General features: G+C 71.2%; 24 protein-coding genes and 1 riboswitch. Of the genes, 14 read left to right on the top strand and 10 right to left on the bottom strand.

Going from position 1 to position 23129, the window contains the following annotated elements; all coding sequences use genetic code 11:
• Positions 1-237: 237 nt before the first annotated feature.
• Both nagA and AC067N_RS13350 read right to left on the bottom strand, forming a co-directional pair.
• Positions 238-1482, bottom strand: coding sequence for an N-acetylglucosamine-6-phosphate deacetylase (gene nagA, locus AC067N_RS13355; protein WP_478679004.1), 1245 nt, complete (start codon positions 1480-1482; stop codon positions 238-240).
• Positions 1482-2444: an ROK family protein gene (locus AC067N_RS13350; RefSeq protein WP_478679003.1), complete on the bottom strand. Its 963-nt coding sequence runs from the start codon at positions 2442-2444 to the stop codon at positions 1482-1484. Before AC067N_RS13350 ends, nagA begins: the two co-directional genes overlap by 1 nt.
• Before the next feature lie 241 nt (positions 2445-2685).
• Between AC067N_RS13350 and AC067N_RS13345 the strand changes: the two genes are divergently transcribed.
• The 3 genes from AC067N_RS13345 (at position 2686) to otsB (ending at position 5231) form a co-directional block, all read left to right on the top strand.
• Complete coding sequence (locus AC067N_RS13345; RefSeq protein ID WP_478679002.1) at positions 2686-3903, top strand: extracellular solute-binding protein; 1218 nt, start codon at positions 2686-2688, stop codon at positions 3901-3903.
• 205 nt (positions 3904-4108) lie between these two features.
• Positions 4109-4336 (top strand): DUF3263 domain-containing protein, encoded by a 228-nt coding sequence (locus tag AC067N_RS13340; RefSeq protein ID WP_478679001.1) that lies wholly within the window; start codon positions 4109-4111, stop codon positions 4334-4336.
• 16 nt (positions 4337-4352) lie between these two features.
• Positions 4353-5231, top strand: coding sequence for a trehalose-phosphatase (gene otsB / locus AC067N_RS13335; RefSeq protein ID WP_478679000.1), 879 nt, complete (start codon positions 4353-4355; stop codon positions 5229-5231).
• A gap of 238 nt (positions 5232-5469) precedes the next feature.
• On the opposite strand, the gene AC067N_RS13330 is transcribed toward otsB, so the two are convergent.
• Together AC067N_RS13330 and AC067N_RS13325 are read right to left on the bottom strand one after the other, a co-directional pair.
• The gene (locus AC067N_RS13330) at positions 5470-6882 is read right to left on the bottom strand and encodes an alpha,alpha-trehalose-phosphate synthase (UDP-forming) (protein WP_478678999.1); all 1413 of its coding nucleotides are present in this window, start codon (positions 6880-6882) and stop codon (positions 5470-5472) included.
• Between the two features lie 276 nt (positions 6883-7158).
• Positions 7159-8103, bottom strand: a complete 945-nt coding sequence (locus tag AC067N_RS13325; protein ID WP_478678998.1) for a glucosyl-3-phosphoglycerate synthase — start codon at positions 8101-8103, stop codon at positions 7159-7161.
• Between the two features lie 131 nt (positions 8104-8234).
• A riboswitch (SAM riboswitch) is annotated at positions 8235-8378 on the top strand.
• 18 nt (positions 8379-8396) lie between these two features.
• On the opposite strand from AC067N_RS13325, the gene thrC reads away from it, so the two are divergent.
• The 6 genes from thrC to AC067N_RS13295 all read left to right on the top strand — a co-directional run bounded on the left by thrC (position 8397) and on the right by AC067N_RS13295 (position 14994).
• Entirely contained in the window at positions 8397-9698 is a 1302-nt protein-coding gene (thrC, locus tag AC067N_RS13320; RefSeq protein WP_478678997.1) for a threonine synthase, read from the top strand.
• Positions 9699-9820: 122 nt separating this feature from the next.
• Positions 9821-10096: a MoaD/ThiS family protein gene (locus AC067N_RS13315; protein ID WP_055518759.1), complete on the top strand. Its 276-nt coding sequence runs from the start codon at positions 9821-9823 to the stop codon at positions 10094-10096.
• Positions 10097-10559: 463 nt separating this feature from the next.
• On the top strand, positions 10560-10763 hold the full coding sequence (locus AC067N_RS13310) for a cold-shock protein (protein WP_009339379.1): 204 nt from the start codon (positions 10560-10562) through the stop codon (positions 10761-10763).
• A gap of 382 nt (positions 10764-11145) precedes the next feature.
• On the top strand, positions 11146-12768 hold the full coding sequence (gene groL, locus AC067N_RS13305) for a chaperonin GroEL (RefSeq protein WP_468102026.1): 1623 nt from the start codon (positions 11146-11148) through the stop codon (positions 12766-12768).
• A gap of 215 nt (positions 12769-12983) precedes the next feature.
• Positions 12984-14105, top strand: a complete 1122-nt coding sequence (locus AC067N_RS13300) for an NADH:flavin oxidoreductase (protein WP_478678996.1) — start codon at positions 12984-12986, stop codon at positions 14103-14105.
• A 217-nt stretch (positions 14106-14322) separates the two neighbouring features.
• Complete coding sequence (locus AC067N_RS13295) at positions 14323-14994, top strand: superoxide dismutase family protein (protein WP_478678995.1); 672 nt, start codon at positions 14323-14325, stop codon at positions 14992-14994.
• Positions 14995-15015: 21 nt separating this feature from the next.
• Here AC067N_RS13295 and AC067N_RS13290 read toward each other — a convergent pair whose 3' ends face one another.
• Both AC067N_RS13290 and AC067N_RS13285 read right to left on the bottom strand, forming a co-directional pair.
• A complete protein-coding gene (locus AC067N_RS13290; protein WP_478678994.1) occupies positions 15016-15696 on the bottom strand; it encodes a Uma2 family endonuclease in 681 nt (226 codons plus the stop codon).
• Positions 15697-15755: 59 nt separating this feature from the next.
• Positions 15756-16583 carry a hypothetical protein gene (locus AC067N_RS13285; protein WP_478679134.1) on the bottom strand — a complete coding sequence of 276 codons (828 nt, stop codon included), beginning with the start codon at positions 16581-16583 and terminating at the stop codon, positions 15756-15758.
• 523 nt (positions 16584-17106) lie between these two features.
• Between AC067N_RS13285 and AC067N_RS13280 the strand changes: the two genes are divergently transcribed.
• Positions 17107-17961, top strand: a complete 855-nt coding sequence (locus tag AC067N_RS13280) for an LLM class flavin-dependent oxidoreductase (RefSeq protein WP_478679133.1) — start codon at positions 17107-17109, stop codon at positions 17959-17961.
• Here AC067N_RS13280 and AC067N_RS13275 read toward each other — a convergent pair.
• Together AC067N_RS13275 and AC067N_RS13270 are read right to left on the bottom strand one after the other, a co-directional pair.
• Positions 17958-18164, bottom strand: a complete 207-nt coding sequence (locus AC067N_RS13275) for a DUF397 domain-containing protein (RefSeq protein ID WP_478678993.1) — start codon at positions 18162-18164, stop codon at positions 17958-17960. The two genes, AC067N_RS13280 and AC067N_RS13275, sit on opposite strands and share 4 nt — an antisense overlap.
• Positions 18148-18987: a helix-turn-helix domain-containing protein gene (locus tag AC067N_RS13270; RefSeq protein WP_478678992.1), complete on the bottom strand. Its 840-nt coding sequence runs from the start codon at positions 18985-18987 to the stop codon at positions 18148-18150. The genes AC067N_RS13275 and AC067N_RS13270 overlap by 17 nt, the downstream gene beginning before the upstream one ends.
• Positions 18988-19102: 115 nt before the next feature.
• Between AC067N_RS13270 and AC067N_RS13265 the strand changes: the two genes are divergently transcribed.
• The 3 genes from AC067N_RS13265 (at position 19103) to AC067N_RS13255 (ending at position 20487) form a co-directional block, all read left to right on the top strand.
• Complete coding sequence (locus tag AC067N_RS13265) at positions 19103-19351, top strand: hypothetical protein (RefSeq protein ID WP_478678991.1); 249 nt, start codon at positions 19103-19105, stop codon at positions 19349-19351.
• Complete coding sequence (locus tag AC067N_RS13260) at positions 19348-19557, top strand: hypothetical protein (protein WP_055522103.1); 210 nt, start codon at positions 19348-19350, stop codon at positions 19555-19557. Before AC067N_RS13265 ends, AC067N_RS13260 begins: the two co-directional genes overlap by 4 nt.
• Positions 19558-19809: 252 nt before the next feature.
• Positions 19810-20487 carry a preprotein translocase subunit SecD gene (locus tag AC067N_RS13255; protein ID WP_478678990.1) on the top strand — a complete coding sequence of 226 codons (678 nt, stop codon included), beginning with the start codon at positions 19810-19812 and terminating at the stop codon, positions 20485-20487.
• 160 nt (positions 20488-20647) lie between these two features.
• Here the strand turns inward: AC067N_RS13255 and AC067N_RS13250 are convergent, their stop codons facing one another.
• The gene (locus AC067N_RS13250; RefSeq protein WP_478678989.1) at positions 20648-21355 is read right to left on the bottom strand and encodes a TetR/AcrR family transcriptional regulator; all 708 of its coding nucleotides are present in this window, start codon (positions 21353-21355) and stop codon (positions 20648-20650) included.
• Here AC067N_RS13250 and AC067N_RS13245 point away from each other — a divergent pair.
• Positions 21280-22341 carry an NADPH-dependent F420 reductase gene (locus AC067N_RS13245; RefSeq protein ID WP_478678988.1) on the top strand — a complete coding sequence of 354 codons (1062 nt, stop codon included), beginning with the start codon at positions 21280-21282 and terminating at the stop codon, positions 22339-22341. The genes AC067N_RS13250 and AC067N_RS13245 overlap by 76 nt on opposite strands.
• A gap of 67 nt (positions 22342-22408) precedes the next feature.
• On the opposite strand, the gene AC067N_RS13240 is transcribed toward AC067N_RS13245, so the two are convergent.
• Positions 22409-22987 (bottom strand): hypothetical protein, encoded by a 579-nt coding sequence (locus AC067N_RS13240; protein ID WP_478678987.1) that lies wholly within the window; start codon positions 22985-22987, stop codon positions 22409-22411.
• Positions 22988-23129 lie beyond the last annotated feature (142 nt).

Raw genomic sequence — 23129 nt, 5'->3', positions numbered from 1 at the left:
ACCCCCTCGGGTTCGACGGCGCGACGCGTTCGGTCTTCGTTGACATCAGAATGCGCTCGGCGACAGCTGTTGCGGAGGCTCGATCATGCCAAAAGAGCGGCGGTCGGCCCAGTCCCCGGGGCCAACCGCCGCACTCCGCACCACAGGTCAACAAAGGGGCGCATCGGTTCGGTTGGGGATCGATCGGCCCCGCCGCCCGCCGCCCGCCGCCCGCCGCCGTCCGCCGCGTCCCGGGGCTCAGCTCGCGAACGGGTCGACCACCCATGCGCCCTTCCGCAGCACGCCCTTGAGCGTGAAGTCCGCGTCGAGGAGGACGACGTCGGCGTCCTTGCCCGGTTCCAGGGAGCCGATCCGGTCGTACAGGCCGAGGAGCCTGGCCGGGTTGGCGGAGAGGGCGGCCACGACGGACTCGACGGGGAGGCGGTCGAGGGTGACCGCCCGTTTGAAGGCGCGGTCCAGGGTGAGGGTCGAGCCGGCGATGGAGCCGCCCTCCACCAGGCGGGCCACACCGTCCGCCACCTCCACCTCCAGCGGGCCGAGCATGTAGCGGCCGTCGCCGAAGCCGGCCGCGTCCATCGCGTCGGTGATGAACGCCACCCGCTCGGCGCCCGCGTGACGGAACGCCAGCTGGAGGGCGGCCGGATGCAGATGCGTGCCGTCGTTGATCAACTCGACCGTGATCCGCTCGTCCTCCAGGAGCGCCGCGACCGGGCCGGGGTCACGGTGGCCCAGCGGGGGCATCGCGTTGAACAGGTGCGTGGCCACGGTCGCGCCCGCCTCGATGGCCTGAACGGTCTGCTCGTACGTCGCGTCCGTGTGCCCGATCGCCGCGAGGACGCCGTGCTCGGCGAGCAGCCGCACGGAGTCCAGGCCGCCGGGGAGTTCGGTGGCGAGGGTGACCATGCTCGCCCTGCCGCGCGCCGCGTCGATCAGCTTGCGGACCTCCGCCGGGTCCGGGTCGCGCAGCAGCTCCTCCGAGTGGGCGCCCTTGCGGCAGGGGGAGATGAACGGGCCCTCGAAGTGGATGCCCGCGATGTCGCCCTGCTCGGCGAGTTCGGAGAGGAGGCCGGCGCGGTGGGCGAGGCCGTCCATGTCGCCGGTGACGGTGGAGGCGACGAGGGTGGTGGTGCCGTGCAGGCGGTGGGTGTGGATGCCCCTCAGGACGTCCTCGACCGTGCCCGAGGTGAAGGAGGCCCCGCCGCCGCCGTGGTTGTGGAGGTCGACGAAACCGGGGACGGCCCAGAGGCCGTGGGCCGCGAGGGCGGGGGCGTCCTCCGGCGCTTCACCGGCGATGGTGCTGCCGTTGATGGTGAGGCGTCCGTTGGTGACGGTGCCGGTGGGGAGGACGAGGTTGACGCCCTCGAGGGTGTAGGGGCCGTGGAACGGCGGCCGCGGGTGGGCGGGGGCCGGTCGCGCGGTTCCCCGCGCCCCTTCGGGCCGGGTGCTCGGGCCGGAAGCGGAAAAGTCCTGCTGGGTCGGCATCAGGGGGTTGCCTCCGAAGCGTCCGTCGGGGTCGTGGGGGTGGTGTCCGTGAGGAGGTCCCAGGCCAGGAGGCCGGCGCCGAGGCAGCCCGCCGCGTCGCCGAGGGTGGCCGGGACGAGTGTGGGGACCTTCTGGAAGGTCACCCGATGTTCGATGGCGGCCCGCAGCGGGGTGAACAGGGTCTCCCCGGCCTCGGCGAGGCCGCCGCCGATGATCAGGGTGCGGGGGTCCAGCAGGGTGATGGCGGTGACGAGGCCGTCGGCGAGGGCGTCGACCGCCTCCTGCCAGACGCCGCGCGCCCGCGGGTCGCCGTACTCCACGGCCCGCGCGCAGTCCGCCGCGTCCGCGCCGGGATCGCCGGTGGTCTCGGCCCACGCCTGGCCGACCGCCGCCGCGGAGGCGTAGCGCTCAAGACAGCCGTGCTGACCGCAGGGGCAAGGGGTCCCCCCGGGGCGTACGACGATGTGGCCGATCTCGCCCGCGAAGCCGTGGGCGCCCGCCTCGACCCGGCCCTCGACGCCGATCGCGCCGGCGATGCCGGTGCCGAGCGCCACGAAGAGATAGCGGTCGGCGCCGAGGCCCGCGCCCACCCGGCCCTCGGCGAGGCCGCCGGTGCGCACGTCGTGGCCGAGGGCGACCGGTATGCCGCCGAGGCGCTCGGCGAGGAGCGCGCGCAGCGGTACGTCGTGCCAGCCGAGGTTGGCCGCGTAGACGGCGACGCCCCGCTCGGCGTCGACGATGCCGGGCACGGCGACCCCGGCGGCCGACGCGGGCTCGCCGAAGTGCCGCTCGCCGTGGGCGCGCAGCTCGGCGGCGAAGTCGAGGACGGACGCGACGACGGCGTCCGGCCCGCGGTCGCGGCCGGTGGCGAGGCGCGCCTGGTGCAGCAGCTCGCCGCCCGCCCCGACCAGCGCGGCCTTCATCCCGGTGCCGCCCACATCGAGGGCGATGACATGTCTCACGGGTGACAGTGTGGCCCGTGTACCCTCAAGAGGTCTAGTCCACTCACGTGGTGTAGACCTTATGGAGAAGTTCAAGAAGTTGAAGGATTAACGGGCTTGGGCGCAAGTCTGTGATCCAGGCTGTTTTGTTCGAAGCCCGTTCGACAGGCGCGACACGTTTGGGGCAGTACGAGTGCGACAGCGGCGGAGGAAGACCCATGTCAGGACCACCTGGATCGCGGCACTGTCCGCGCTTGGGCTGATGTCCACGCTTGCGGGCTGCGGTTCCGGGGACGCGGGGTCGGGGGTCACCCTGAAACTGGTCGCCGCGGACTACGGCGACTCCGAGGCCAACAGCTCGCAGGAGTACTGGGACGAGCTCGTCGAGGCGTACGAGAAGGACCACCCGGACGTCGAGGTCGACGTCACCGTCCTCTCCTGGAACGACATCGACCGCGAGGTCAAGGAGATGGTCGACGCGGGCGAGGCCCCCGACCTCGCGCAGACCGGCACGTACGCCGACTACGCGGCCGCCGGAAAGCTCTACGACGTGGACGACCTGCTCTCCATACCCGTCCAGGCGAACTTCCTCGGCCAGCTCGCCGACGCGGGCAAGGTGCGGCGCGTCCCGTACGGGATGCCCTTCGCCGCGTCCACCCGCGTGCTCTTCTACAACGAGAAGCTCTTCGCCAAGGCCGGGATCGACGACGCCCCGCGCACATGGAGCGAGCTGGCCGCCGACGCGGAGGCCCTCCGCGCGGCCGGGGTCAAGACCCCGTACGCGCTGCCGCTCGGGCCCGAGGAGGCCCAGGCCGAGACCCTGCAGTGGCTGCTCAGCGGCGGGGCCGGATACGTGGACAACGTCGGCGCGTACCAGCTCAACTCCGACGACAACGTCAGGACCTTCACCTGGCTGAAGAACGAACTGGTCGACAAGGGCCTCACCGGGCCGACCGCGCCCGCGAAGCTCAACCGCGCCGACGCGTTCGAGGCGTTCGCGCGCGGGGAGGTCGGGATGCTCAACGGGCACCCCAGCCTGATGAGGATGGCGGCGGACAAGGGCGTCGACTACGGCACCGCCGCGCTGCCCGGACGTGAGGGGCGGTCGCGTTCGGCCCTCGGGGTCACCGACTGGATGATGGCGTTCAAGCAGAACGGCCACCAGGAGGAGGTCGGCGACTTCCTGGACTACGTCTACGCCGACAAGAACGTCCTCGCGTTCTCCCGTCGGTATGACCTGCTGCCGGTGACGACCTCGGCGTCGCAGGCGATGGCGGGGGACAAGGACGCCGCCGGGCTCACACCGTTCCTGACGGAACTCCCCTCGGCGGAGCTGTATCCCGCCGGGAAGACGTCGTGGGCGCGGGTCAGTGCGGCGGTCAAGCGGGAGATCGGGGCGGCGGTGTCGTCGAACGCGAAGCCGCGGGCTGTGCTGGAGAGGTTGCAGGAGACGGCGGCGATGGCGGAGAGGGAGGAATAGGGGCGCGGGTGGCTGGGGCCGAGGGCGCCTCATGGCTCGGGGGTGCGGGTTCTTCGGCGGGTGCGGGTGGTGTGTGGTTTCTCGCGCAGTTCCCCGCGCCCCTGAAGGGTTGGGCCTGCGGCCCGCCCTTCAGCCTGGAAGCGCCCACCCACACCCGGCACTCCACCCCCACCCCACTGTCGGTCCCGTCCGTTACCGTCGTTGTATGGACAGGCTCGACGCGCGTGAGCAGGCCATCCTCGCGTTGGAGCGGCAGGGGTGGGGGAGCCCGGGGGCCAAGGAGCGGGCCATCCGGGAGCGGCTGGGGCTCGCCCCCGTGCGGTACTACCAACTGCTGAACGCGCTGCTGGACGACGAACGGGCCCTGGCCCACGACCCCGTCACCGTCAACCGGCTGCGGAGGGTGCGGGAGGCCCGCCGCGCCGAGCGGTGACGGATAGGGTCGGAGCATGGGCAGCCACAAGGATTCCGAGAACCCCAAGGCCACCTTGCCGACCCCCGTGACCCCGGCCGGCCGGGACGCGCTCGACGCGATCCTCGCCGACCCCGGCCGTACGGTGATCGCGCTCGACTTCGACGGCACACTCGCACCGATCGTCCCCGACCCCGAACAGGCCCGCGCCCACCCCGACGCGGTCCCCGCCCTCGCCGCACTCGCCCCGCAGGTCCAGTCCGTCGCCGTGGTGACCGGCCGCCCCGCCGCCGTCGCCGTCCGCCACGGAGGCTTCGCCGGCGTCCCCGGTCTGGAACACCTCACCGTGCTCGGCCACTACGGCGCCGAACGCTGGGACGCCGCCACCGACACGGTCACCGCCCCGCCCCCGCACCCCGGCGTCGCCGCCGTCCGCGCGGAACTCCCAGCGGTGCTGGAGCGGGCGGGCGCCGCAGAGGGCACGTGGATCGAGGAGAAGGGGCGGGCCGTCGCGGTCCACACCCGCCGCGCGGCCGATCCCCAGGCCACGTTCGAGGTCCTGCGCGCGCCCCTGACCGACCTCGCCACCCGCCACGGCCTCATCGTCGAACCGGGCCGGATGGTCCTCGAACTCCGGCCCCCCGGCATGGACAAGGGGGTCGCCCTCCGCCGGCACGTCGTCGACTCCGCCGCGACCGCCGTCCTCTACGCCGGCGACGACCTGGGCGACCTGCCCGCGTTCGCCGCGGTGGAGAAGTTGCGGGGTGAGGGCGTCCCCGGGCTGCTGGTGTGCAGCGGCAGCACGGAGGTGACGGAGCTGTCGGAGCGGGCGGATCTGGTGGTGGACGGGCCGGAGGGAGTCGTGCGGTTGCTTGCGCGGATCGCCGAGGGGGTGGGAGTGGGGGGCGCCCAGTAGCCCGGGGCGCGCTGTTTGTTCGGCGGGTGCGGGTGCGGGTGCGGGTGCGGGTGCGGGTGCGTGGGGGCTGTTCGCGCAGTTCCCCGCGCCCCTGAAAAGCGGCCGGGGCCGCGCCCCGTGCTTCTCAACGGTGCCGCCTGACGAGGCCGGGCCGTCAGGCCCGCGCCTCCAGGGGCGCGGGGAACTGCGCGAGAAACCACGAACCACCCGCAGCCGCCCACGCACCACCGGCCCCGAGCTATGTCGCCCTCAGCTCTCCCAACTGATCCAGGAACCACCGGGCCGGTGGCAGAGCCGTCGCCGCAGCCGCCAGCCGTTTCACCCGCTCCGCCCGCTCATCCGCCCCCATCGACAGCGCCTCGTGCAACGCCTCGGCCGTCCCCCCGATGTCGTACGGGTTGACCACCACCGCGTCCTCGCCCAGCTCCTCGAACGCCCCCGCCTCCCGCGACAGCACCAGCACGCACCCCGCGTCCGAGACGACCGGCACCTCCTTGGCGACCAGGTTCATCCCGTCGCGGATCGGGTTCACCAGGGCGACGTCGGCCAGGCGGTACGCCGCCAGGGAGCGGGCGAAGTCGTCCTTGACGTGGAGCACGACCGGGGTCCAGCCCGGCGTCCCGTACCGCTCGTTTATCTCGGCGGCCACCCGCTGGACCTCGGCGGTGTACTCCCGGTACACGGCGAGGTCCTGCCGGGACGGGTACGCGAAGGCCACGTGCACCACGCGTTCGCGCCACTCCGGCCGGTCGTCGAGGAGCTGTCGGTACGCCAGCAGGCCCCGCACGATGTTCTTGGACAGTTCCGTGCGGTCGACACGGACGATCGTGCGGCGCGGGGTGCCGTCGGGGGCCGTCCCGATCTGCTCCCGCAGCGCGGCCATCCGCTCGTCCACGTCCGCCTCGTGCGCGCGGGCCCGCAGGAAGTCCGCGTCCGCGCCGAGCCCGTGCACGCCGATCCGCGTGCCGGAGGTGGCTCCGGCGCCCAGTACGGCCTCGCAGCAGTCGGAGAACGCGTCCGCCCACCGCCGGGTGAGGAACGCGGCCCGGTCGGCGCCGAGGATGCCGCGCAGCACCTCCGCCGCGATGTCGTCGGGCAGCAGCCGGAAGTAGTCCACGGGCGCCCACGGTGTGTGCGAGAAATGGCCGATCCGCAGGTCGGGGCGCAGCTCGCGCAGCATCCTCGGCACGAGCGTCAGGTGGTAGTCCTGCACGAGCACGGCCGCGCCGTCCGCCGCCTCCTGCGCCAGTGCCTCGGCGAAGGAGCGGTTGTACGACTCGTACGCGGCCCACTGGGACCGGAACTCCGCGTCGAAGACGGGCTCCAGCGGGGTTTGGTAGAGCATGTGGTGGACGAACCACAGCGTGGAGTTGGCGACGCCGTTGTACGCGGCGTGGTGGACGTCGGCCGGGATGTCCAGCATGCGTACGCCGGGCTCGCCCACCCCGCGGCGGACGGCCTCGCGGTCGCCGTCGCCGAGCGCGGAGCAGACCCACAGGGCACCGGCGTCGGGGCCGATCGCCGACAGGCCGGACACGAGTCCGCCACCGCCGCGCTTCGCGGTGAGACCTCCGGAGTCGTCCTGGGTGTACGAGACGGGGCCGCGGTTGGAGGCGACCAGCACCTGGGCTGCAGCGTGCGTTGATGCCATACGGCTCAACCTAGCCCGCGGTCGAACCGCTCAAACGTGCGGTTCGGCCGTATACAGGAGCGCCCAGGGGGTGGGGGGTGACCTGTGTGTCGGCGGGTGCGGGTGCGTGGGGGCCGTTCGCGCAGTTCCCCGCGCCCCTGGAAAAGCAGGGGCCTGCGGCCCCGTGCCTTTCCGATGAAGGGCGGGCCGAAGGCCCGTTCCCTTCAGGGGCGCGGGGAACTGCGCGACCAGCCACGCACCCGCCCGCACCCGGCAGCGAACCCGCACCCCCGCCCTCTACGCCGCCTTCCGTTCCACATACTCCGCGATCTCCGCCATCGGCGGCCTCTCCTCCAGGTCCACCGAGTACGTGCGTGGCTCGAAGCCCTCCGCGCCGCGTTCGAACTGGGTCAGGACGGGACGGATCAGATGGCCGCGGGCCAGGCGGAGCTGGGCCGTGCGGTAGATCGCCGCGGACATGCGGCCCAGGGCCTGCCCGTCCTGGTGGCGGTGTTTGCGGACCCCGACGTCGACCTGGGCCAGGGCGTCGAGCCCGACGAGGTGGAGCGCGTCGACGAGCATGCCCAGCTCGATGCCGTAGCCGACGGGGAACGGAAGCCGTTCCAGAAGGGAGCGGCGGGCCGCGTACTCGCCGCCCAGCGGCTGCACGAAGCCCGCCAGCTGCGGCCAGTGCATGTTGAGCAGGGGGCGGGCCATGAGTTCCGTCACACGGCCGCCCTGGCCGGCCGCCGCGCCGAGCGGGCGGTCGTACATCGCTTTGACCAGGTCGACACCGGGGTCGGTGAGCAGCGGCCCGACGATCCCGGAGACGAAGTCGGACGAGAACTCCTTGAGGTCCGCGTCGACGAAGCAGACGATGTCGCCGGTCGTGACCAGCAGCGACCGCCACAGCACCTCGCCCTTGCCGGGCACGGCCGGCAGGCGCGGGAGTATGTCGTCACGGTGGACCACCCGCGCCCCGGCCGCCGCCGCGACCTCGGAGGTGCGGTCGGTCGATCCGGAGTCGACGACGACGACCTCGTCGACGAGCGGGACCTGTTCCACGAGGTCATGGCGGATGACGGCGACGATGTCGCCGACCGTCTCCTCCTCGTTCAGCGCGGGCAGGACCACACTGACGGTCTGGCCCGAGGCCCGTTTCGCGGCAAGGATCCCGTGGAGCGGGCGATCGGTCACGGACCAGGAGCGGGTGCTCAGCCAGCGCTCGACTTCCTTCAGCACAGTGCGCGGCTCCTCTGCGTTCATCTCGCGGTTCGGACGGCTCTCTCAACTGTCCTGGCCTTCGGTTACAGTCTTGAACAACGCTGATGACCATCGCATGTCGGTGCTCGTGTGCGTATACAACCAAATACCGCTCATCCAGAGGGGCAGAGGGATACGGCCCGATGAAGCCCCGGCAACCCTCCAGCTGTCTTGTCACGTCGCCGTGGCGAGGTCCGGCTAGGGAAGGTGCCAAATCCGTCTCACGGCGAGATGCGTCGTGAGGAAGATGAGGAGAAAGGGCCTCGCCTCACATGGCTGCGCAGACAGTTGCAACCGAATCCACGACCACCGACGGTGCCGCCAAGAGCGTCGACCTCGGCCCCGCCGCCGCCCTGAGCTGTCGCGAGTGCGGTCACCGCGTCCCCCTCGGACCGGTCTTCGCCTGCGAGGAGTGTTTCGGCCCCCTGGAGATCGCGTACGACTACTCCGCGTACGACACGGAGGAGCTGCGCAAGCGGATCGAGGCCGGTCCCGCGAACATCTGGCGGTACGCGCCCCTGCTGCCCGTCCCCGCCGACGTGGCCGGCAAGCCGAACCTGAACCCCGGCTGGACCCACCTCGTCAAGGCCGACAACCTCGCCCGTGAGCTGGGCGTCACTGGCGGGCTCTACATCAAGGACGACTCCGGCAACCCGACGCACTCCTTCAAGGACCGCGTCGTCGCCCAGGCCCTGGAGGCCGCGCGCGCCTTCGGTTTCACCACCCTGTCCTGCTCCTCCACCGGCAACCTCGCCGGCGCCGTGGGGGCCGCCGCCGCCCGTGCCGGCTTCCGCTCCTGCGTGTTCATCCCGCACGACCTGGAACAGGGCAAGGTCGTCATGGCCGCCGTCTACGGCGGTGAGCTGGTCGGCATCGAGGGCAACTACGACGACGTGAACCGCTTCTGCTCCGAGCTGATCGGCGACCCGGCCGGCGAGGGCTGGGGCTTCGTGAACGTCAACCTCCGGCCGTACTACGCCGAGGGCTCCAAGACCCTCGCGTACGAGATCTGCGAGCAGCTCGGCTGGAAGCTGCCGGACCAGCTGGTCGTGCCGATCGCCTCCGGCTCGCAGCTCACGAAGATCGACAAGGGCCTCCAGGAGCTGATCAAGCTCGGTCTCGTCGAGGACAGGCCGTACAAGATCTTCGGTGCGCAGGCCGAGGGCTGCTCGCCGGTGTCCGTCGCGTACAAGACCGGCCATGACGTCGTCCGGCCGCAGAAGCCGGACACGATCGCCAAGTCGCTGGCGATCGGCAACCCCGCGGACGGTCCGTACGTCCTGGACATCGCCCGGCGGACCGGCGGTGCCGTGGAGGACGTGACCGACGAGCAGATCGTCGACGCGATCAAGCTGCTCGCGCGGACCGAGGGGATCTTCGCGGAGACCGCGGGCGGCGTGACCGTCGGCGTCACGAGGAAGCTGATCGAGAACGGGCTGCTGGACCCCGCGCTCACGACGGTCGTCCTCAACACGGGCGACGGTCTGAAGACGCTGGACGCGGTGGCCGGGACGGGGCTCACGGCCACCATTCGGCCCAACCTCGACTCGTTCCGTGAAGCCGGGCTCGTGTAAGGCCTGTCAGTCGTTCGTCCGCGGGCCTGCGGGGGCCGGTCGCGCCCACGCCGGCGGCGGCCGCAGATCCCCCACAGCCCCGCGCCCCCAGCTCTCCCGCACATACCCGGAGGTCACAAGTCATGAGCGTCAGCGTCCGCATCCCCACCATCCTTCGCACCTACACCGGCGGCCAGGCCGAGGTGCAGGCCGAAGGCGCCACCCTCGCCGAGGTCATCGCGGACCTGGAGAAGAACCACACCGGGATCGCCGCGCGCGTCCTCGACGACCAGGGGAAGCTGCGGCGGTTCGTGAACGTGTACGTGAACGACGACGACGTGCGGTTCGAGCAGGGCCTGGAGACGGCCACGCCGGACGGAGCGGGCGTGTCGATCATCCCCGCCGTCGCCGGCGGCTGATCCCCGTTCCGTACCCGCCGGTAGTAACCGTCGGTAACGTTGATTACGGATTGTTCATCGAATTGCCTCCTCCGCGAGAGAAGCGGAGGGGGCAATTCTCTATGGTTGAGCACGGTACAGTTGGGGAACCCGGTCCGATCGCCGTTCTGATTTCATGCCGGACGCATATCCAATCGCGCCGCACGCCCTATATGAAGTAGCCAAAGTCTGTAGGGCTTTTGCGCGTTTTGTGGCCTTTATGGGGCCCGACTTGCCCTGAAGTCAGCGGAATTGTTCGTACATTCCCGACCGGGCGTGTCCAGATTTTCTCGTCCGATTGACCTGTTGCAGACGGCAGTTGGGCAGATACATTCAGCCGCGGTCGACGCGTTCCGGCGCACACCCCCAACCGTTGGGGGGTGAGGTCTGACCCGGATCCGCGAAGTGTGGATCTGTGCAAGGGCCAGTAATAGGGGAGTTAGGCATGGCTCAGGGCACCGTCAAGTGGTTCAACGCGGAGAAGGGGTACGGCTTCATCGCGGTCGACGGTGGTGCGGATGTATTCGTCCACTACAGCGCGATCCAGATGGACGGTTACCGCACCCTGGAAGAGGGCCAGCGGGTCGAGTTCGAGATCTCGCAGGGTCAGAAGGGCCCGCAGGCGGACATGGTCCGTCTCGCAGGCTGAAGCAACGCGCCGGTTAGCAGCGACGTTCTTCGTTCTTCTCGGAGGGTCCGCGCCCCGTACTCGGGGTGCGGACCCTTCCGCGTGTCCGGATCGCCCGTCGAGCCGCCGGCCGGGTCGCCCGCCGGCGGTCGCACGGGCGGGGCGCCGACCCGGCGCGTAGGGGCGCGTTCACCTGCGGATCATCCGGAGGCGCTTGCACTCGACCATGCCGAGTGCTAATCATTGGCGTTAGCACTCTGAAGGTGAGAGTGACAACGAAGGACCGGGTCGGTGAGGCCCGCAGGCCAGGTGGGGCAAGGAACCACGGGGCAGGCGAGCCGTCCGTCGCGGGCGCGGGCGCGGTCCGAAGGAATCACCCCCAGTCCTGGAGGGACCACTTCACATGGCCAAGATCATCGCGTTCGACGAGGAGGCGCGGCGCGGCCTCGAGCGCGGCATGAACCAGCTCGCGGACGCCGTCAAGGTGACGCTCGGCCCCAAGGGTCGCAACGTCGTCCTCGAGAAGAAGTGGGGCGCCCCCACGATCACCAACGATGGTGTGTCCATCGCCAAGGAGATCGAGCTCGAGGACCCGTACGAGAAGATCGGCGCCGAGCTGGTCAAGGAAGTCGCCAAGAAGACGGACGACGTCGCCGGTGACGGTACGACCACCGCGACCGTCCTCGCCCAGGCGCTCGTACGCGAGGGCCTGCGCAACGTCGCCGCCGGTGCCAACCCGATGGCCCTGAAGCGCGGTATCGAGAAGGCCGTCGAGGCCGTCTCCGGTGCGCTGCTCGACCAGGCCAAGGAGGTCGAGACCAAGGAGCAGATCGCCTCCACGGCCTCCATCTCCGCCGCCGACACCCAGATCGGCGAGCTGATCGCCGAGGCCATGGACAAGGTCGGCAAGGAAGGCGTCATCACCGTCGAGGAGTCGCAGACCTTCGGTCTGGAGCTCGAGCTCACCGAGGGCATGCGCTTCGACAAGGGCTACATCTCGGCGTACTTCGCCACCGACATGGAGCGCATGGAGGCGGTGCTCGAGGACCCCTACATCCTCATCGCCAACTCCAAGGTCTCCAACGTCAAGGACCTGCTCCCGCTCCTGGAGAAGGTCATGCAGTCGGGCAAGCCGCTGCTGATCATCGCCGAGGACGTCGAGGGCGAGGCCCTGTCGACCCTGGTCGTCAACAAGATCCGCGGCACCTTCAAGTCCGTCGCCGTCAAGGCCCCGGGCTTCGGTGACCGCCGCAAGGCCATGCTCGGCGACATCGCCATCCTCACGGGCGGCGAGGTCATCTCCGAGGAGGTCGGCCTCAAGCTGGAGAACGCGACCCTGGACCTCCTGGGCCGCGCCCGCAAGGTCGTCATCACCAAGGACGAGACCACGATCGTCGACGGCGCCGGCTCCGCCGACCAGGTCGCCGGCCGCGTGAACCAGATCCGCGCCGAGATCGAGAACAGCGACTCCGACTACGACCGCGAGAAGCTCCAGGAGCGCCTGGCGAAGCTCGCGGGCGGCGTGGCCGTCATCAAGGCCGGTGCCGCGACCGAGGTCGAGCTCAAGGAGCGCAAGCACCGCATCGAGGACGCCGTCCGCAACGCGAAGGCGGCCGTCGAGGAGGGCATCGTCGCCGGTGGTGGCGTGGCCCTGCTCCAGGCCTCCCAGGTCTTCGAGAAGCTGGAGCTGGAGGGTGACGAGGCGACCGGCGCCAACGCCGTGAAGCTCGCCCTGGAGGCCCCGCTCAAGCAGATCGCCGTCAACGGTGGTCTCGAGGGCGGCGTCGTCGTGGAGAAGGTCCGCAACCTCCAGGTCGGCCACGGCCTGAACGCCGCGACCGGTGAGTACGTCGACATGATCGCCTCCGGCATCATCGACCCGGCGAAGGTGACGCGTTCCGCCCTGCAGAACGCCGCGTCCATCGCCGCGCTGTTCCTCACCACCGAGGCCGTCATCGCCGACAAGCCGGAGAAGGCCGCCGCGCCCGCCGGTGGCGGCATGCCGGGCGGTGACATGGACTTCTGAGCCTCCTCGTAGTTCGTAGCGAGAAGGTTCGGACCCGGTCCGTCAGTACCGAGGGCGGCACTCCCTGTTCCGACAGGGGGTGCCGCCCTCGGGCGTGTCCGGGGTCACACAAGCCGCCGGTCCTCAGTGGAATGCCGTGGCGAGCGGGGAGGTTGACGAGTACAGCGATCCATGCACATGCATATAGCGCCCCGATCTCTCCGAGGAGTCCCCACGTGACCACCGCGTCCACCTCCCGCGCCGCCGACGTTCTGTCCCGGCCCGTCAAGATCAACGGTCTGACCGTTCCGAACCGGATCGCCATGGCGCCCATGACGCGGGTCTTCTCGCCCGGCGGTGTGCCGGGTGCGGACGTGGCCTCGTACTACGGCCGGCGGGCCGCCGCGGGTGTCGGCCTGATCGTGACCGAGGGCACCTACGTCGGGCACGAGACCGCCGGTGACCTGGACGGCGTGCCGCGCTTCGCCGGTGAGGAGCAGCTCGCCGGGTGGGCGAAGGTCGCCGAGGCCGTGCACGCCGGCGGCGGCACGATCGTGCCGCAGCTGTGGCACATCGGCACCGTCCGCCAGCAGGGCAAGCTCTTCCCCGACGCCCCGATTCTCGGCCCCTCCGGTCTGCGGGTCGACGGCACGCCCGCCGAGGGTGGCCGCGCCATGACGCAGGCCGACATCGACGAGGTCGTGGCGGCGTTCGCCAAGTCCGCCGCCGACGCCGAGCGCGTCGGCATGGACGGCGTCGAGATCCACGGCGCCCACGGTTACCTCGTCGACCAGTTCCTCTGGGAGCGCACCAACCGCCGCACCGACGCCTACGGCGGTGACCTCGTCGCCCGCACCAAGTTCGCGGCCGAGATCGTGGCGGCCGTACGGGCCTCCGTGTCCCCCGACTTCCCCGTCATCTTCCGCTACTCCCAGTGGAAGCAGGAGGCGTACGACGCGCGCCTCGCCGAGACGCCGCAGGAGCTGGAGGCGCTGCTGAGCCCGCTCGTCGCGGCCGGTGTCGACGCGTTCCACGCCTCCACGCGCCGCTACTGGCAGGCGGAGTTCGAGGGCTCCGAGCTGAACCTCGCGGGCTGGACGAAGAAGCTCACCGGCAAGCCCACCATCACCGTCGGCTCGGTCGGTCTCGACGGCGAGTTCATCGCCTCGTTCGCCGGTGAGGGGTCCTCGACCAAGGCGATCGACGACCTGCTCGACGGTCTGGAGGCCGAGGAGTTCGACCTCGTCGCCGTGGGCCGCGCGCTGCTCCAGGACCCGGAGTGGGCGGCGAAGGTGCTGAGTGGCCGCTTCGACGAGCTGAAGGCGTTCGAGGCGTCCGCCCTGGGTTCGCTGAGCTGAGCATGCCATGGGGTGGCCCATGGAGGGCCCGGACTTTTCGCCAAGTCTCCCCAGTACCCGGCGGTAGTGATCCAATTCCGTCGAATCCGCCGCTGTAGTGTCGTGTGCGCAGCGTCGCCCGGGCACCTCAACTGCCAGCTGATGAGCGGCAGTTGGGGTGCCTTTTTGTGGTGCGACCGCTCCCCTTCACCCCCCACGAACGGGACTGGACAAGCTCATGGCACGACACAAGCTCACCCTGAAGCACAAGCGGCTCATCGCGGCCGTCGCCGCCGTCGGCGCGGTCGCCGGCGGTCTCGGCATCGCGGCCGGCGCGAACGCCAGCGAGACCACGTCCGCGAACAGCCCCGCGCCTTCGCCCGCCGCGGCGGCCGACACGCCGTCGAAGAAACAGCCCGTGGTCAAGGTCGTCGTGAAGTCGGTCCTCGCTCCGGCGGCCACCGCGGACGTGGCACCGGCGGTCACCTACGACACCGCGCTCGCGCCGCTCGGCGCCCGCGTCCAGGTCAAGGAGGAACTGCGGCGCGACGGCGGTACGCGCATCGAGCTGCGGCTGCGGGACCTGGTCGCGAACCGCGCGTACGGCGCCCACGTCCACACCAAGCCGTGCGGCAGGCTGCCCGCTGACGCCGGGCCGCACTACCAGGACCAGGCCGACCCGGTGCAGCCGTCCGTCGACCCGAAGTTCGCCAACCCCGACAACGAGGTGTGGCTGGACGTGAACACCAACAAGGACGGCTCGGCGCGCGCGATCGCCACGGTGGACTGGAGGTTCCGGGAGGGCGGGGCGCGCTCGGTGGTGCTGCACGAGAAGAGCACGGCCACACACGCGGGGCACGCGGGGACGGCCGGGCTGCGGCTGGCCTGCGTGAACGTGCCGTTCAAGTAGGCGGCTGAGGGGCCTGGCCGGTCAGTCCGCGTAGTCCTTGAGCTTCTCGGTGTCCAGTGTGATGCCGACGGGAGCGGGGATCTCCACGGTCGCGCCCCACGGGTAGGGGGCGGTCTGCTGGTAGCGACCGTCCTTCGGCTCGCTGAACACGATGACCGTGTGGTGGTCCCGGTCGATGAGGAGGTAGACGGGGATCTCGGCCGCCGCGTAGCCGACGGGCTTGTCGACGCGGTCGCGGCGGTCGGTGTCCCGGTCGTGGGAGGTGATCTCCACGGCCATGAGGGCGCCGTCGGGGTCGGACCAGTTTCCGTCGCCCCTGAAGTGGCCCTCCGGCGCCAGGAAGCCGTCCGTGAGGGCGCGGCCCTTGCGGTATGCCTCGGCCTTGACGCCCCGCTCAGGCATGAGGTTCAGCTCGGGGCGCTGCTGCATGCACTGGCGCAGCAGCCACATGAAGATCTCGCCGCGGTTGCCGTCCGGCATGGCCTTGACTACTACCTTTCCGCTGATGTACTCGAGCCGTACGGTTTCCGGGGCCGCGGCGGCCAGCTCCTCGAACTCGTCGACGTCGAGCGGGCCGTGCCGGACGCACAGCCTCCCGCCGAGGAACTCCAGCCGGTTCCGCAGCTCCCTGGGGGCCCTGCGGACGAGTTCCTCGAAGTCCTCGACGGACATCTGCGGGTGCTCAGCGGTCTCAGGGGTCATGGTGTCGCCTCCTTCCTCCCATCGTGCCCCGGCAGGGTGGCGGCGGACCGTAGGAGCGGTCATACGGGTGCCCTCTCTCGTGGCTTCAGGGACATCGCCGCACGGATCTCCGCCGCGCGGGCGTGGACCGAGGCAGCCGGGAGGGGCGCCTTGTGGCGGGTGGGGGCGCGTTCGCCCCGGCAGGCGCCGCAGGTGCCGCCCGGCAGGGCGTCCGGGCGGCCCGGGGTGCGGCAGGTGGCGCACTCCAGCATGCGCAGGGACGGCCGTACGGGTTCCGGTTCCGGCGGGAGCTTGCTGGTGAGGCGGGTGCGGAGGAGGGCCGCCGCGCTGTGCACCGGGGTGGGGAGCCCCGTGGTGAGCGCCTGGCGGATCATCTCGTCCGTGGCGCCGCGCTCGAACCAGGGCACCAGGAGCGGGGCCAGCGCCGCGCAGTCCGCCTGGGAGAGGGACAGGGACGGGGTCGTACGGCCGAGGGCCGCGAGGAGGATGTGGGCCCGGGACCGGGTCGGGCGGGCCCGCTCGGGGTCCTCCCTCTGTGACTCCGGTACGTCGCCGCGTGTGAAGCTCGCCCACCAGTCGTCGTCCCGCGCGGTTCGGGAGAACCACGATCGGGTGATCCACCGGGCACTGCCCGACTCGGCGGTCAGATGTTCGCGCCCCCGGCGCAAGTGACCGGCCTGCTGAAGCCTGTTGAGGGCCGTACGCAGCGCGCACTGGCCGTACGGGAGCGTCTTGGCCAGCGTCTTCACGGAGATGTCGGCGCCGTCGGGGAGCCGGTCGATGTACGCGGCGATCGCTGCTTCGCGGGGTGGGAGGTGCGCGAAGTCGTGCGCGGAGCGGGGGTGTTGGTCGGGGGTGGTGCGTTTGCCGTAGCCCGGGTTGGCCATCGGGTGGGGGAGGGAGGAGTGCGGGGACACGTGCGCGGGGAGGGGAGCGCTACTAAGCTTGGCCTCAGCCATGGGATCGAACTTTCTCTTCGATCTTGTAGGTCAGGCCCCCGCAGGTGTTGGTAGCGCCTGACGGGGGCTGTTTCGTCTGCGCGCACGCTATCAGCACGATCACCGTGCGTGGCAACTTGAACGCGGGACGTCAACATGCCGGGTGGGAGGGTGGGTTGAGGCCCACCTCCCATTCCTTGAAAAGAGGGCTCGGAGCTGGGGGCTTGAGCCTCGGGGCGGCCTGGTGGGCTGTCAATTCGCTCGCCGGCTGGGGTGGCTCCCGCGTACGGTGGGCGCACTCTGACGAACACGCTCCCCAGAAGTACGCCGCAGAACGGGAGCAACCGCGCGAGACGGCGCGGGTCATGGAGGGGCGGCAGTGACTTTGCTCTGCCCTTCTATCGTTCAGGAGTGCTCTGCCATGAGCCCCGTTTCCGTCCCCGCGTCCGTGCCCACGCCCGCTTCCGCGTCCGTGCCCGTCGGGCTCGGGCTGCCCGTCGACGACCCCGCCGGGCTGCTGACCTGGGCCCGGCTCGCCGACGACTCGCCCTTCTCCACAGTCGGACTGCTGGACCGTCTCGTCTACGACAACCCCGACCCGCTGGTCGCCCTGTCCGCCCTCGCCGGGGCGACGAGCCGCATCCGCGTCCAGACCGAGGTGCTCCTCGCCCCGCACTACAACACCGCGATCCTCGCCAAGCAGACCGCCACGCTCGACCGGATGTCCGGCGGGCGCTTCACGCTCGGCATCGGGATCGGCGGGCGCGAGGACGACTGCCGGGTCGCGGGCATCGACATCCGGCGGCGCGGACGCCGACTCGACGAGCAGATGGAGCAGTTGAGGTGGGCGTGGGCCGGCCGACCGTACGCCGAGGGCGTCGGCGCGGTCGGGCCGCTGCCCGCCACCCCCGGCGGCCCCGAGGTCCTCTTCGGCGGCTTCGCCCCCGCCGCGCTCGAACGCGTCGCCCGCTGGGGCGACGGCTTCCTCGGGGCGGCGCTGCCCCCGGCGTACATGGACCGGATGTTCCGCGACGTCGAGACGGCGTGGGAGAAGTACGGCAGGGAAGGGCGCCCGAAGCTCGTGGCCCAGGCGAGCGTCGCGCTGGGGGCGCCGTCCGTGGTGGCCGACGCCCGCGCGAACCTGCTGCGCTACTACGCGTTCACGGGGCGCGCCGCGTACATGGCGGAGGGGCTCCTCACCACACCGGACGCGATCCGGGCGGCGGTCGCCGGGTACGCCGGGATCGGGGCGGACGAGGTGATCCTCTACTGCTGGGCGGCCGACCCCGGCCAGGTGGCACGGCTGGCGGAGGTCGTTTTCGCCTAGCGCCGCTTCAGGTCTTCGACGAACAGGGACCATGCCTCGGCCCGGAACACGAGCGCCGGGCCGAGGGGGGTCTTGCTGTCGCGGACGGGCACGACAGGGATGGGCAGGGTGGCTGTCTCAAGGCAGTTGCCGCCGCTGCCGTCGCTGTAGCTGGACCTGTGCCAAGTGGCCGAGCTGAAGTCGTACTCAGGGCTGATCTTCATGGGCGTAATCCTCCGCCACCGATTCGATCAATGCCAGAGATTCGTGGGGCGAGAGCGCGGTGGCCCCCAGCAAATCGTAGGCCAGTTCGTAACGGGTGACGGTTGCCGGGTCGTCTTCCAGCTTGCCGGTTCCGGGGCCCTCGAAGTACACCAGGGGTGGCGCGTCGTCGAAGGCCATCAGCTTGAGCGCCCCGCCCATCAGCGTGTGGGCTCCCGCATTGAACGGCAGCACTTGTGCGATGACTCGGCGCCGGTGGACCAGCCCGGCGACATGGCGGAGGGCCTCGACCATGACGGCCGGACTGCCCGTCACGCGACGCAGGGCCGCCTCGTCAAGTACGACCCTCAACAACGGCCTTGTTGGATCGTCGAGGAGCCTGGCCCGTTCCAGCCGTGCCGAGACCAGCTTGTCGATCTCTTTGTCCGGAGCCGTGGGCTGATGCGCGATGCACACCGCTTGCGCGTAGGCGCGGGTCTGGAGCAGGCCAGGGATCAGCATGGGCGCGTACTCCCGGATCCTCGTGGCAACTGCCTCCGCCTCGGCGGCCTCCGCGAAGTGCTCCGGATACTTCGACTTGGCCGCCGCCTTGCAGTTGCGGGAGAAGAAGTCGTCCGTGTCGAGGGCGATGTCGATGAGGCGGGCCAAGTCGGGCTGCATACGCCGCATGCCGGCTTCCAACTGGCTGACGAACGACCCGCTCACGAAAAGCTGTTGGCCGAGGTCCTCCTGACTCAGACCGGCTTTCTCCCGTGCGTGACGCAACTCTGCCCCCAGCAGGGCGCGGGGTGATGACGACGGGTCGAGGTCCCTTGGTCCTGGCATGGCCACAACTCCCAGTTGGACAGTCGGCGCTGTAAAGGCGTCGTATCTGGCCAGGCTAGACACCCCTCGACCACGCTGTGTGGTGAATCTGCAACCCAGCGTGGAGGAACTGGCCATGAAGAACAGAACAGCGGCGGCGAACGCGCGGCGGCGCCCCGAGCGGCTGCTCGCCCTGACGACCGAGGAGGCCGTCGAACAGCTCGACCAGGCGTTGCGCGCCGTCGGGATCATCCTGCCGTCGCTGGGCATCGACCCGGTGACCGGCGCGAGCGACCAGCCGTTCCCCCTCGTGCGGCTGGGGTGCTGCAACATGACCGTCGCCGCCCGGCTCGCCGCCGTCCTGCGCAAGGCGGCGGAGGCGTGACCGCGCGGCGGTCGTACGCCGTGGACGTACGGGACGGGCGGCTCGGCGAGGTGATGGGGGAGGAAGGCGGCTACGTTCAGCTGAGACCCGTCGGGGGCGGCCGGGAGTGGGACTGCCCTCCCGGCTCGCTGCGGGAGGCGGCGCCGGGAGACGTGCTGCGTGCTCGGGTGCGGCAGGTCAACGCGCAGGGGCGGCTGCCGTGTTGAGTGCTTGGTGGCACTTGGTGCAAGGCTGCCCCGTTGCGGTTCTTCGTGCCACGATGGGCGGTCGTGGAGCGTCGGGACATGGGGGACGGGATGGCGTTGCGCAGGGTGCTCGGGGTGGCGTGTCTGGTCGCGCTGGTGTGCGGGTGCAGTGGGTCGGGTGACTCGGGTGACTCGGACGGGCGTCGGTCGGGGAAGCCGGGGAAGCCGGCGTCCACGTCGGCCTCCGGGAAGGCCGGAGGTGGGCGGGCCGACGTGACGTTCAAGGCGCAGGAGCCCGTGAGCGTACGGACGTTGGAGCGGACCGCCGAGCTGATCCGGGACCGGGCGGCGAAGGCCGGGCTGGGTGGCGTGCAGGTGACCGTCGAGGACGAGAACCAGATCACGGTGTCCGGTCCGGCCGCCCGGCAGGACACGTTGGAGGCGCTCGGGCAGCCGGCGGAGCTGGCGTTCCGGCCGGTGCTGAGCACGGCCGCCGAGCCTGGTGTGGAGAAGTGCCCGGACGCGGTGGAGGGGTCCCCGTCGGAGCCGCTCACCGCGTGCGGGGAGACCCAGGGCACCGTCTCCACGTACCAGCTCGGACCGGTCGCCGTGGCCGGCTCGGACGTGTCCGAGGCGGAGGCGGCGCACGACGCGGAGCGCGGCATCGGCTGGTACGTGAAGCTGGACTTCACCAGCGCGGGCGGGGTGAAGTTCGGCGACATCACGGGGCGGTTGGCGATGCGGCAGGCGCCCCAGAACCAGTTCGCCATCGTCCTCGACGGTGTCGTGGTGTCCGCACCTGAGGTGAACGGCCCGATCACCGGCGGCAAGGCCGAGATCTCCGGCAGCTTCACCAAGCAGGAGGCCCGGCAACTGGCCGCACAGCTGAACACGGGCGTCCTGCCCGTCCACCTGTCGGTGTCGAGCGTGACGAAGCTGCGCGTGGACTAAGGGTTGTCCCGTAATTTCCGGTGGATCAGCGCGCGGCGTCGGATGCGGTGCATCGCAAGGCGGAGGAGCGTCCGCATACTGGATGTATGCGGACGTTCCGACAACGCGGCGAGGTGCCGTAGCCGGCGTCGCACGCCCGCCGGGAATTACGGGACAACCCTTAGGCGGTTGGTTCCGGCTCGGGCAGGGGCTCCGTGTTGCGGCTGCTGAGGCCGTCCAGGGAGATGCGCAGGAGGCGGCGCCACTGGCCGGGGTGGGTGTCGCCCGTGGTCAGGACGGCCTGGCTGAGGGAGCCGCTGAGCAGGACGAGGTCCGTGGTGGTGATGCCGGGGCGCAGGAGGCCGGCGTCCATGCAGCGGGCGCGCAGGTCGTCGATGAAGGAGTAGCAGCGCTGGGCGCATGAGCTGGTGGGGCCGCCGGTGGCGGAGTAGCTCTCGACGACCGCGCGGTTGTGGGACTGCGTGGTGAGCATCTGCTCGAAGAACCCGGTGAGGGCCTGCCAGGGGTCGTCGGTGGCGGACGCCCGCTCATGGGCGTCGGTCAGCCATGCGTCGAACTGCTGTCCGAGGACGGTGGCGAGCAGGTCGTCCTTGGTCGGGAAGTGGCGGTAGAGCGTGCCCATGCCGACGCCGCTGCGCCGGGCGATCTCGCGGACGTCGACGGCGCCGCCCTGCTCGGCGAAGACCGCGCCCGCCGCCTCCAGGATCGCGGCGCGGTTGCGCTCGGCGTCGGCCCGGCGACCGCGCTTGGCGGGCTGCGCCGGAGCGGGCGCGGACGCGGGCGCGGGCGCGGGTGTGGACGCGGACGCGGGTGCTGGGGCCGGGGCCGGGTGCTTCGGCGCGGGGGTCGGCTGGTCGGCGAGGGTCACGGGACTCAGGGTACCTGGCACTCCCTCTTTACGGAGCGCCCGCTCCGGTTGTGCTACGTTCAAGGGGAGCGCTTGCTCCGTTTTCGTGTCGGGCGGGGCCCCGGCTTTCGTCCGCCCAGGTCCGAACGACCTCGCCGACCCCGTCCCACCACCGCTGGTCCCTGTACCACCACCGCTGGACCCCACGGTCCGCGAGAGATGAGGAGACCCCTTCCATGGCAACACTCGGCATCATCGGCAGCGGCAAGATCGGCACGGCCGTGGCCCGGCGCGCGATCGCGGCCGGTATCGACGTCGTCCTGTCCAACTCCCGCGGCCCCGAGAGCCTCACGGAGCTGGTCGTGGAGCTCGGTGGCCGGGCCCGTGCCGCGACCCCGGAGGAGGCGGCCCGCGCGGGCGACTGGGTGGTGGTGAGCGTCCCGCTGTCCGCCTACCGGGACCTGCCCGCCGACGCGCTGGCGGGCAAGGTCGTGCTCGACACGAGCAACTACTACCCGATGCGCGACGGCACCATCGAGGTCCTCGACTCGGGCAGGACCACGACCAGCGAACTCGTCCAGGAGCACCTGGCCGGCGCGAAGCTCATCAAGGCGTTCAACAACATCAGCGACGTCCACATCTCCTCCCTCGCCCGCCCCGTGGGCGCCGCCGACCGCACCGCCCTGCCCATAGCGGGTGACGCCCCGGAGGCCAGGGCGAGCGCGACCGAGCTGATCAGCCGGCTCGGGTTCGACACCGTCGACGTGGGGACGCTGGCCGACAGTTGGCGGTTCGAGCCGGAGACCGACGCCTACGCGGCGCCCTACTTCACCGACCCCGACGCCACGAGGGCCGCCTGGGCGCGGCTGGCCGAGGCCATCCGCGCCGGTGCCCCGCTCGAGGTGCCGCCCGTCGACGACCCCGGCACGCCGCTGACCGCGGCACGGCTGCGCGCGCTCCTCGCGGACACGCCGCGCAAGCTCACCGCCGACCGCGTGCTCGCCTGACGAGGGCGCAGACCGCAGGAAACCCCCCGCCGGGGTGTCGGTACCAGGACCTCACGGCGTCAGGGCCTCAGAGGTTTCCCATCGGCTCGATGTCCCTGCGGACCGGCTCGCCCCAGATGCGCAGGACGTCGTAGTCGGTGAACTCGTGCACCAGGCGGTACGCGATGGCGGGGCGCGGACCCCGGCGCTGGGCGGTGAGATACAGCTCGGCCTCGCGGCGGTCGCGGCGCGGTGTGCCGCACAGCTGCCACACCTGGCCGTTCCACGCCTCCGGGAGCCAGCGCTGCTGGGGCTGGGGGCGGTCGTCCCGGACGCCGTAGCGGGACGGGGACGGGTTCGCGGGGGCCGTGGGGCGGGGCCCGCCGTAGCTGTCGTTCAGCTCCGTGCGGCGGGCGGTGCGGCGGCGGGTCTCGCAGAGGAGACAGCGGTCGGGGGCCTCCTCGTCCACCGGGCCGTTCGGGTGCTCGGGGCAGCGTGTGGTGGGGGCGGCCGTCGTGACCGTGTCGTCCAGCAGCTCCAGGGCGCGCTTGAGGTCCGCCCGCACCTCGTGCAGGCGGGCGTCGGGGGTGTCGGCGGTCAGGGTGTCGCCGTGTTCCCCGAGGACGCGTAGGGCTCGGCCGAGGGCGGTGAGCTGGGCGTGGTTCACGAGGCTCGGGCCTTTCCTGTGGGGGCGGCTGTGGGCAGACCTCACCACGGTGCCACACCGCACTGACAACGGGGCGCGGCGCCCGGCGGCGGACCGAGCGCCACCCTGGCACGCGCCGCGCCGTGCCCCGCCGCCCACCCTG

The organism is Streptomyces sp. NPDC042364 (genome assembly GCF_056437585.1).
This window is presented reverse-complemented; position numbering and strand designations above follow the sequence as displayed.

Coding starts and splice junctions, on each gene's coding strand:
- nagA (WP_478679004.1), bottom strand. CDS start 1,482: ATGCCGACCCAGCAGGACTTTTCCGCTTCCGGCCCGAGCACCCGGCCC.
- AC067N_RS13345 (WP_478679002.1), top strand. CDS start 2,686: ATGTCCACGCTTGCGGGCTGCGGTTCCGGGGACGCGGGGTCGGGGGTC.
- AC067N_RS13340 (WP_478679001.1), top strand. CDS start 4,109: ATGGACAGGCTCGACGCGCGTGAGCAGGCCATCCTCGCGTTGGAGCGG.
- otsB (WP_478679000.1), top strand. CDS start 4,353: ATGGGCAGCCACAAGGATTCCGAGAACCCCAAGGCCACCTTGCCGACC.
- AC067N_RS13330 (WP_478678999.1), bottom strand. CDS start 6,882: ATGGCATCAACGCACGCTGCAGCCCAGGTGCTGGTCGCCTCCAACCGC.
- thrC (WP_478678997.1), top strand. CDS start 8,397: ATGGCTGCGCAGACAGTTGCAACCGAATCCACGACCACCGACGGTGCC.
- AC067N_RS13315 (WP_055518759.1), top strand. CDS start 9,821: ATGAGCGTCAGCGTCCGCATCCCCACCATCCTTCGCACCTACACCGGC.
- AC067N_RS13310 (WP_009339379.1), top strand. CDS start 10,560: ATGGCTCAGGGCACCGTCAAGTGGTTCAACGCGGAGAAGGGGTACGGC.
- groL (WP_468102026.1), top strand. CDS start 11,146: ATGGCCAAGATCATCGCGTTCGACGAGGAGGCGCGGCGCGGCCTCGAG.
- AC067N_RS13295 (WP_478678995.1), top strand. CDS start 14,323: ATGGCACGACACAAGCTCACCCTGAAGCACAAGCGGCTCATCGCGGCC.
- AC067N_RS13290 (WP_478678994.1), bottom strand. CDS start 15,696: ATGACCCCTGAGACCGCTGAGCACCCGCAGATGTCCGTCGAGGACTTC.
- AC067N_RS13285 (WP_478679134.1), bottom strand. CDS start 16,583: ATGGCCAACCCGGGCTACGGCAAACGCACCACCCCCGACCAACACCCC.
- AC067N_RS13275 (WP_478678993.1), bottom strand. CDS start 18,164: ATGAAGATCAGCCCTGAGTACGACTTCAGCTCGGCCACTTGGCACAGG.
- AC067N_RS13270 (WP_478678992.1), bottom strand. CDS start 18,987: ATGCCAGGACCAAGGGACCTCGACCCGTCGTCATCACCCCGCGCCCTG.
- AC067N_RS13265 (WP_478678991.1), top strand. CDS start 19,103: ATGAAGAACAGAACAGCGGCGGCGAACGCGCGGCGGCGCCCCGAGCGG.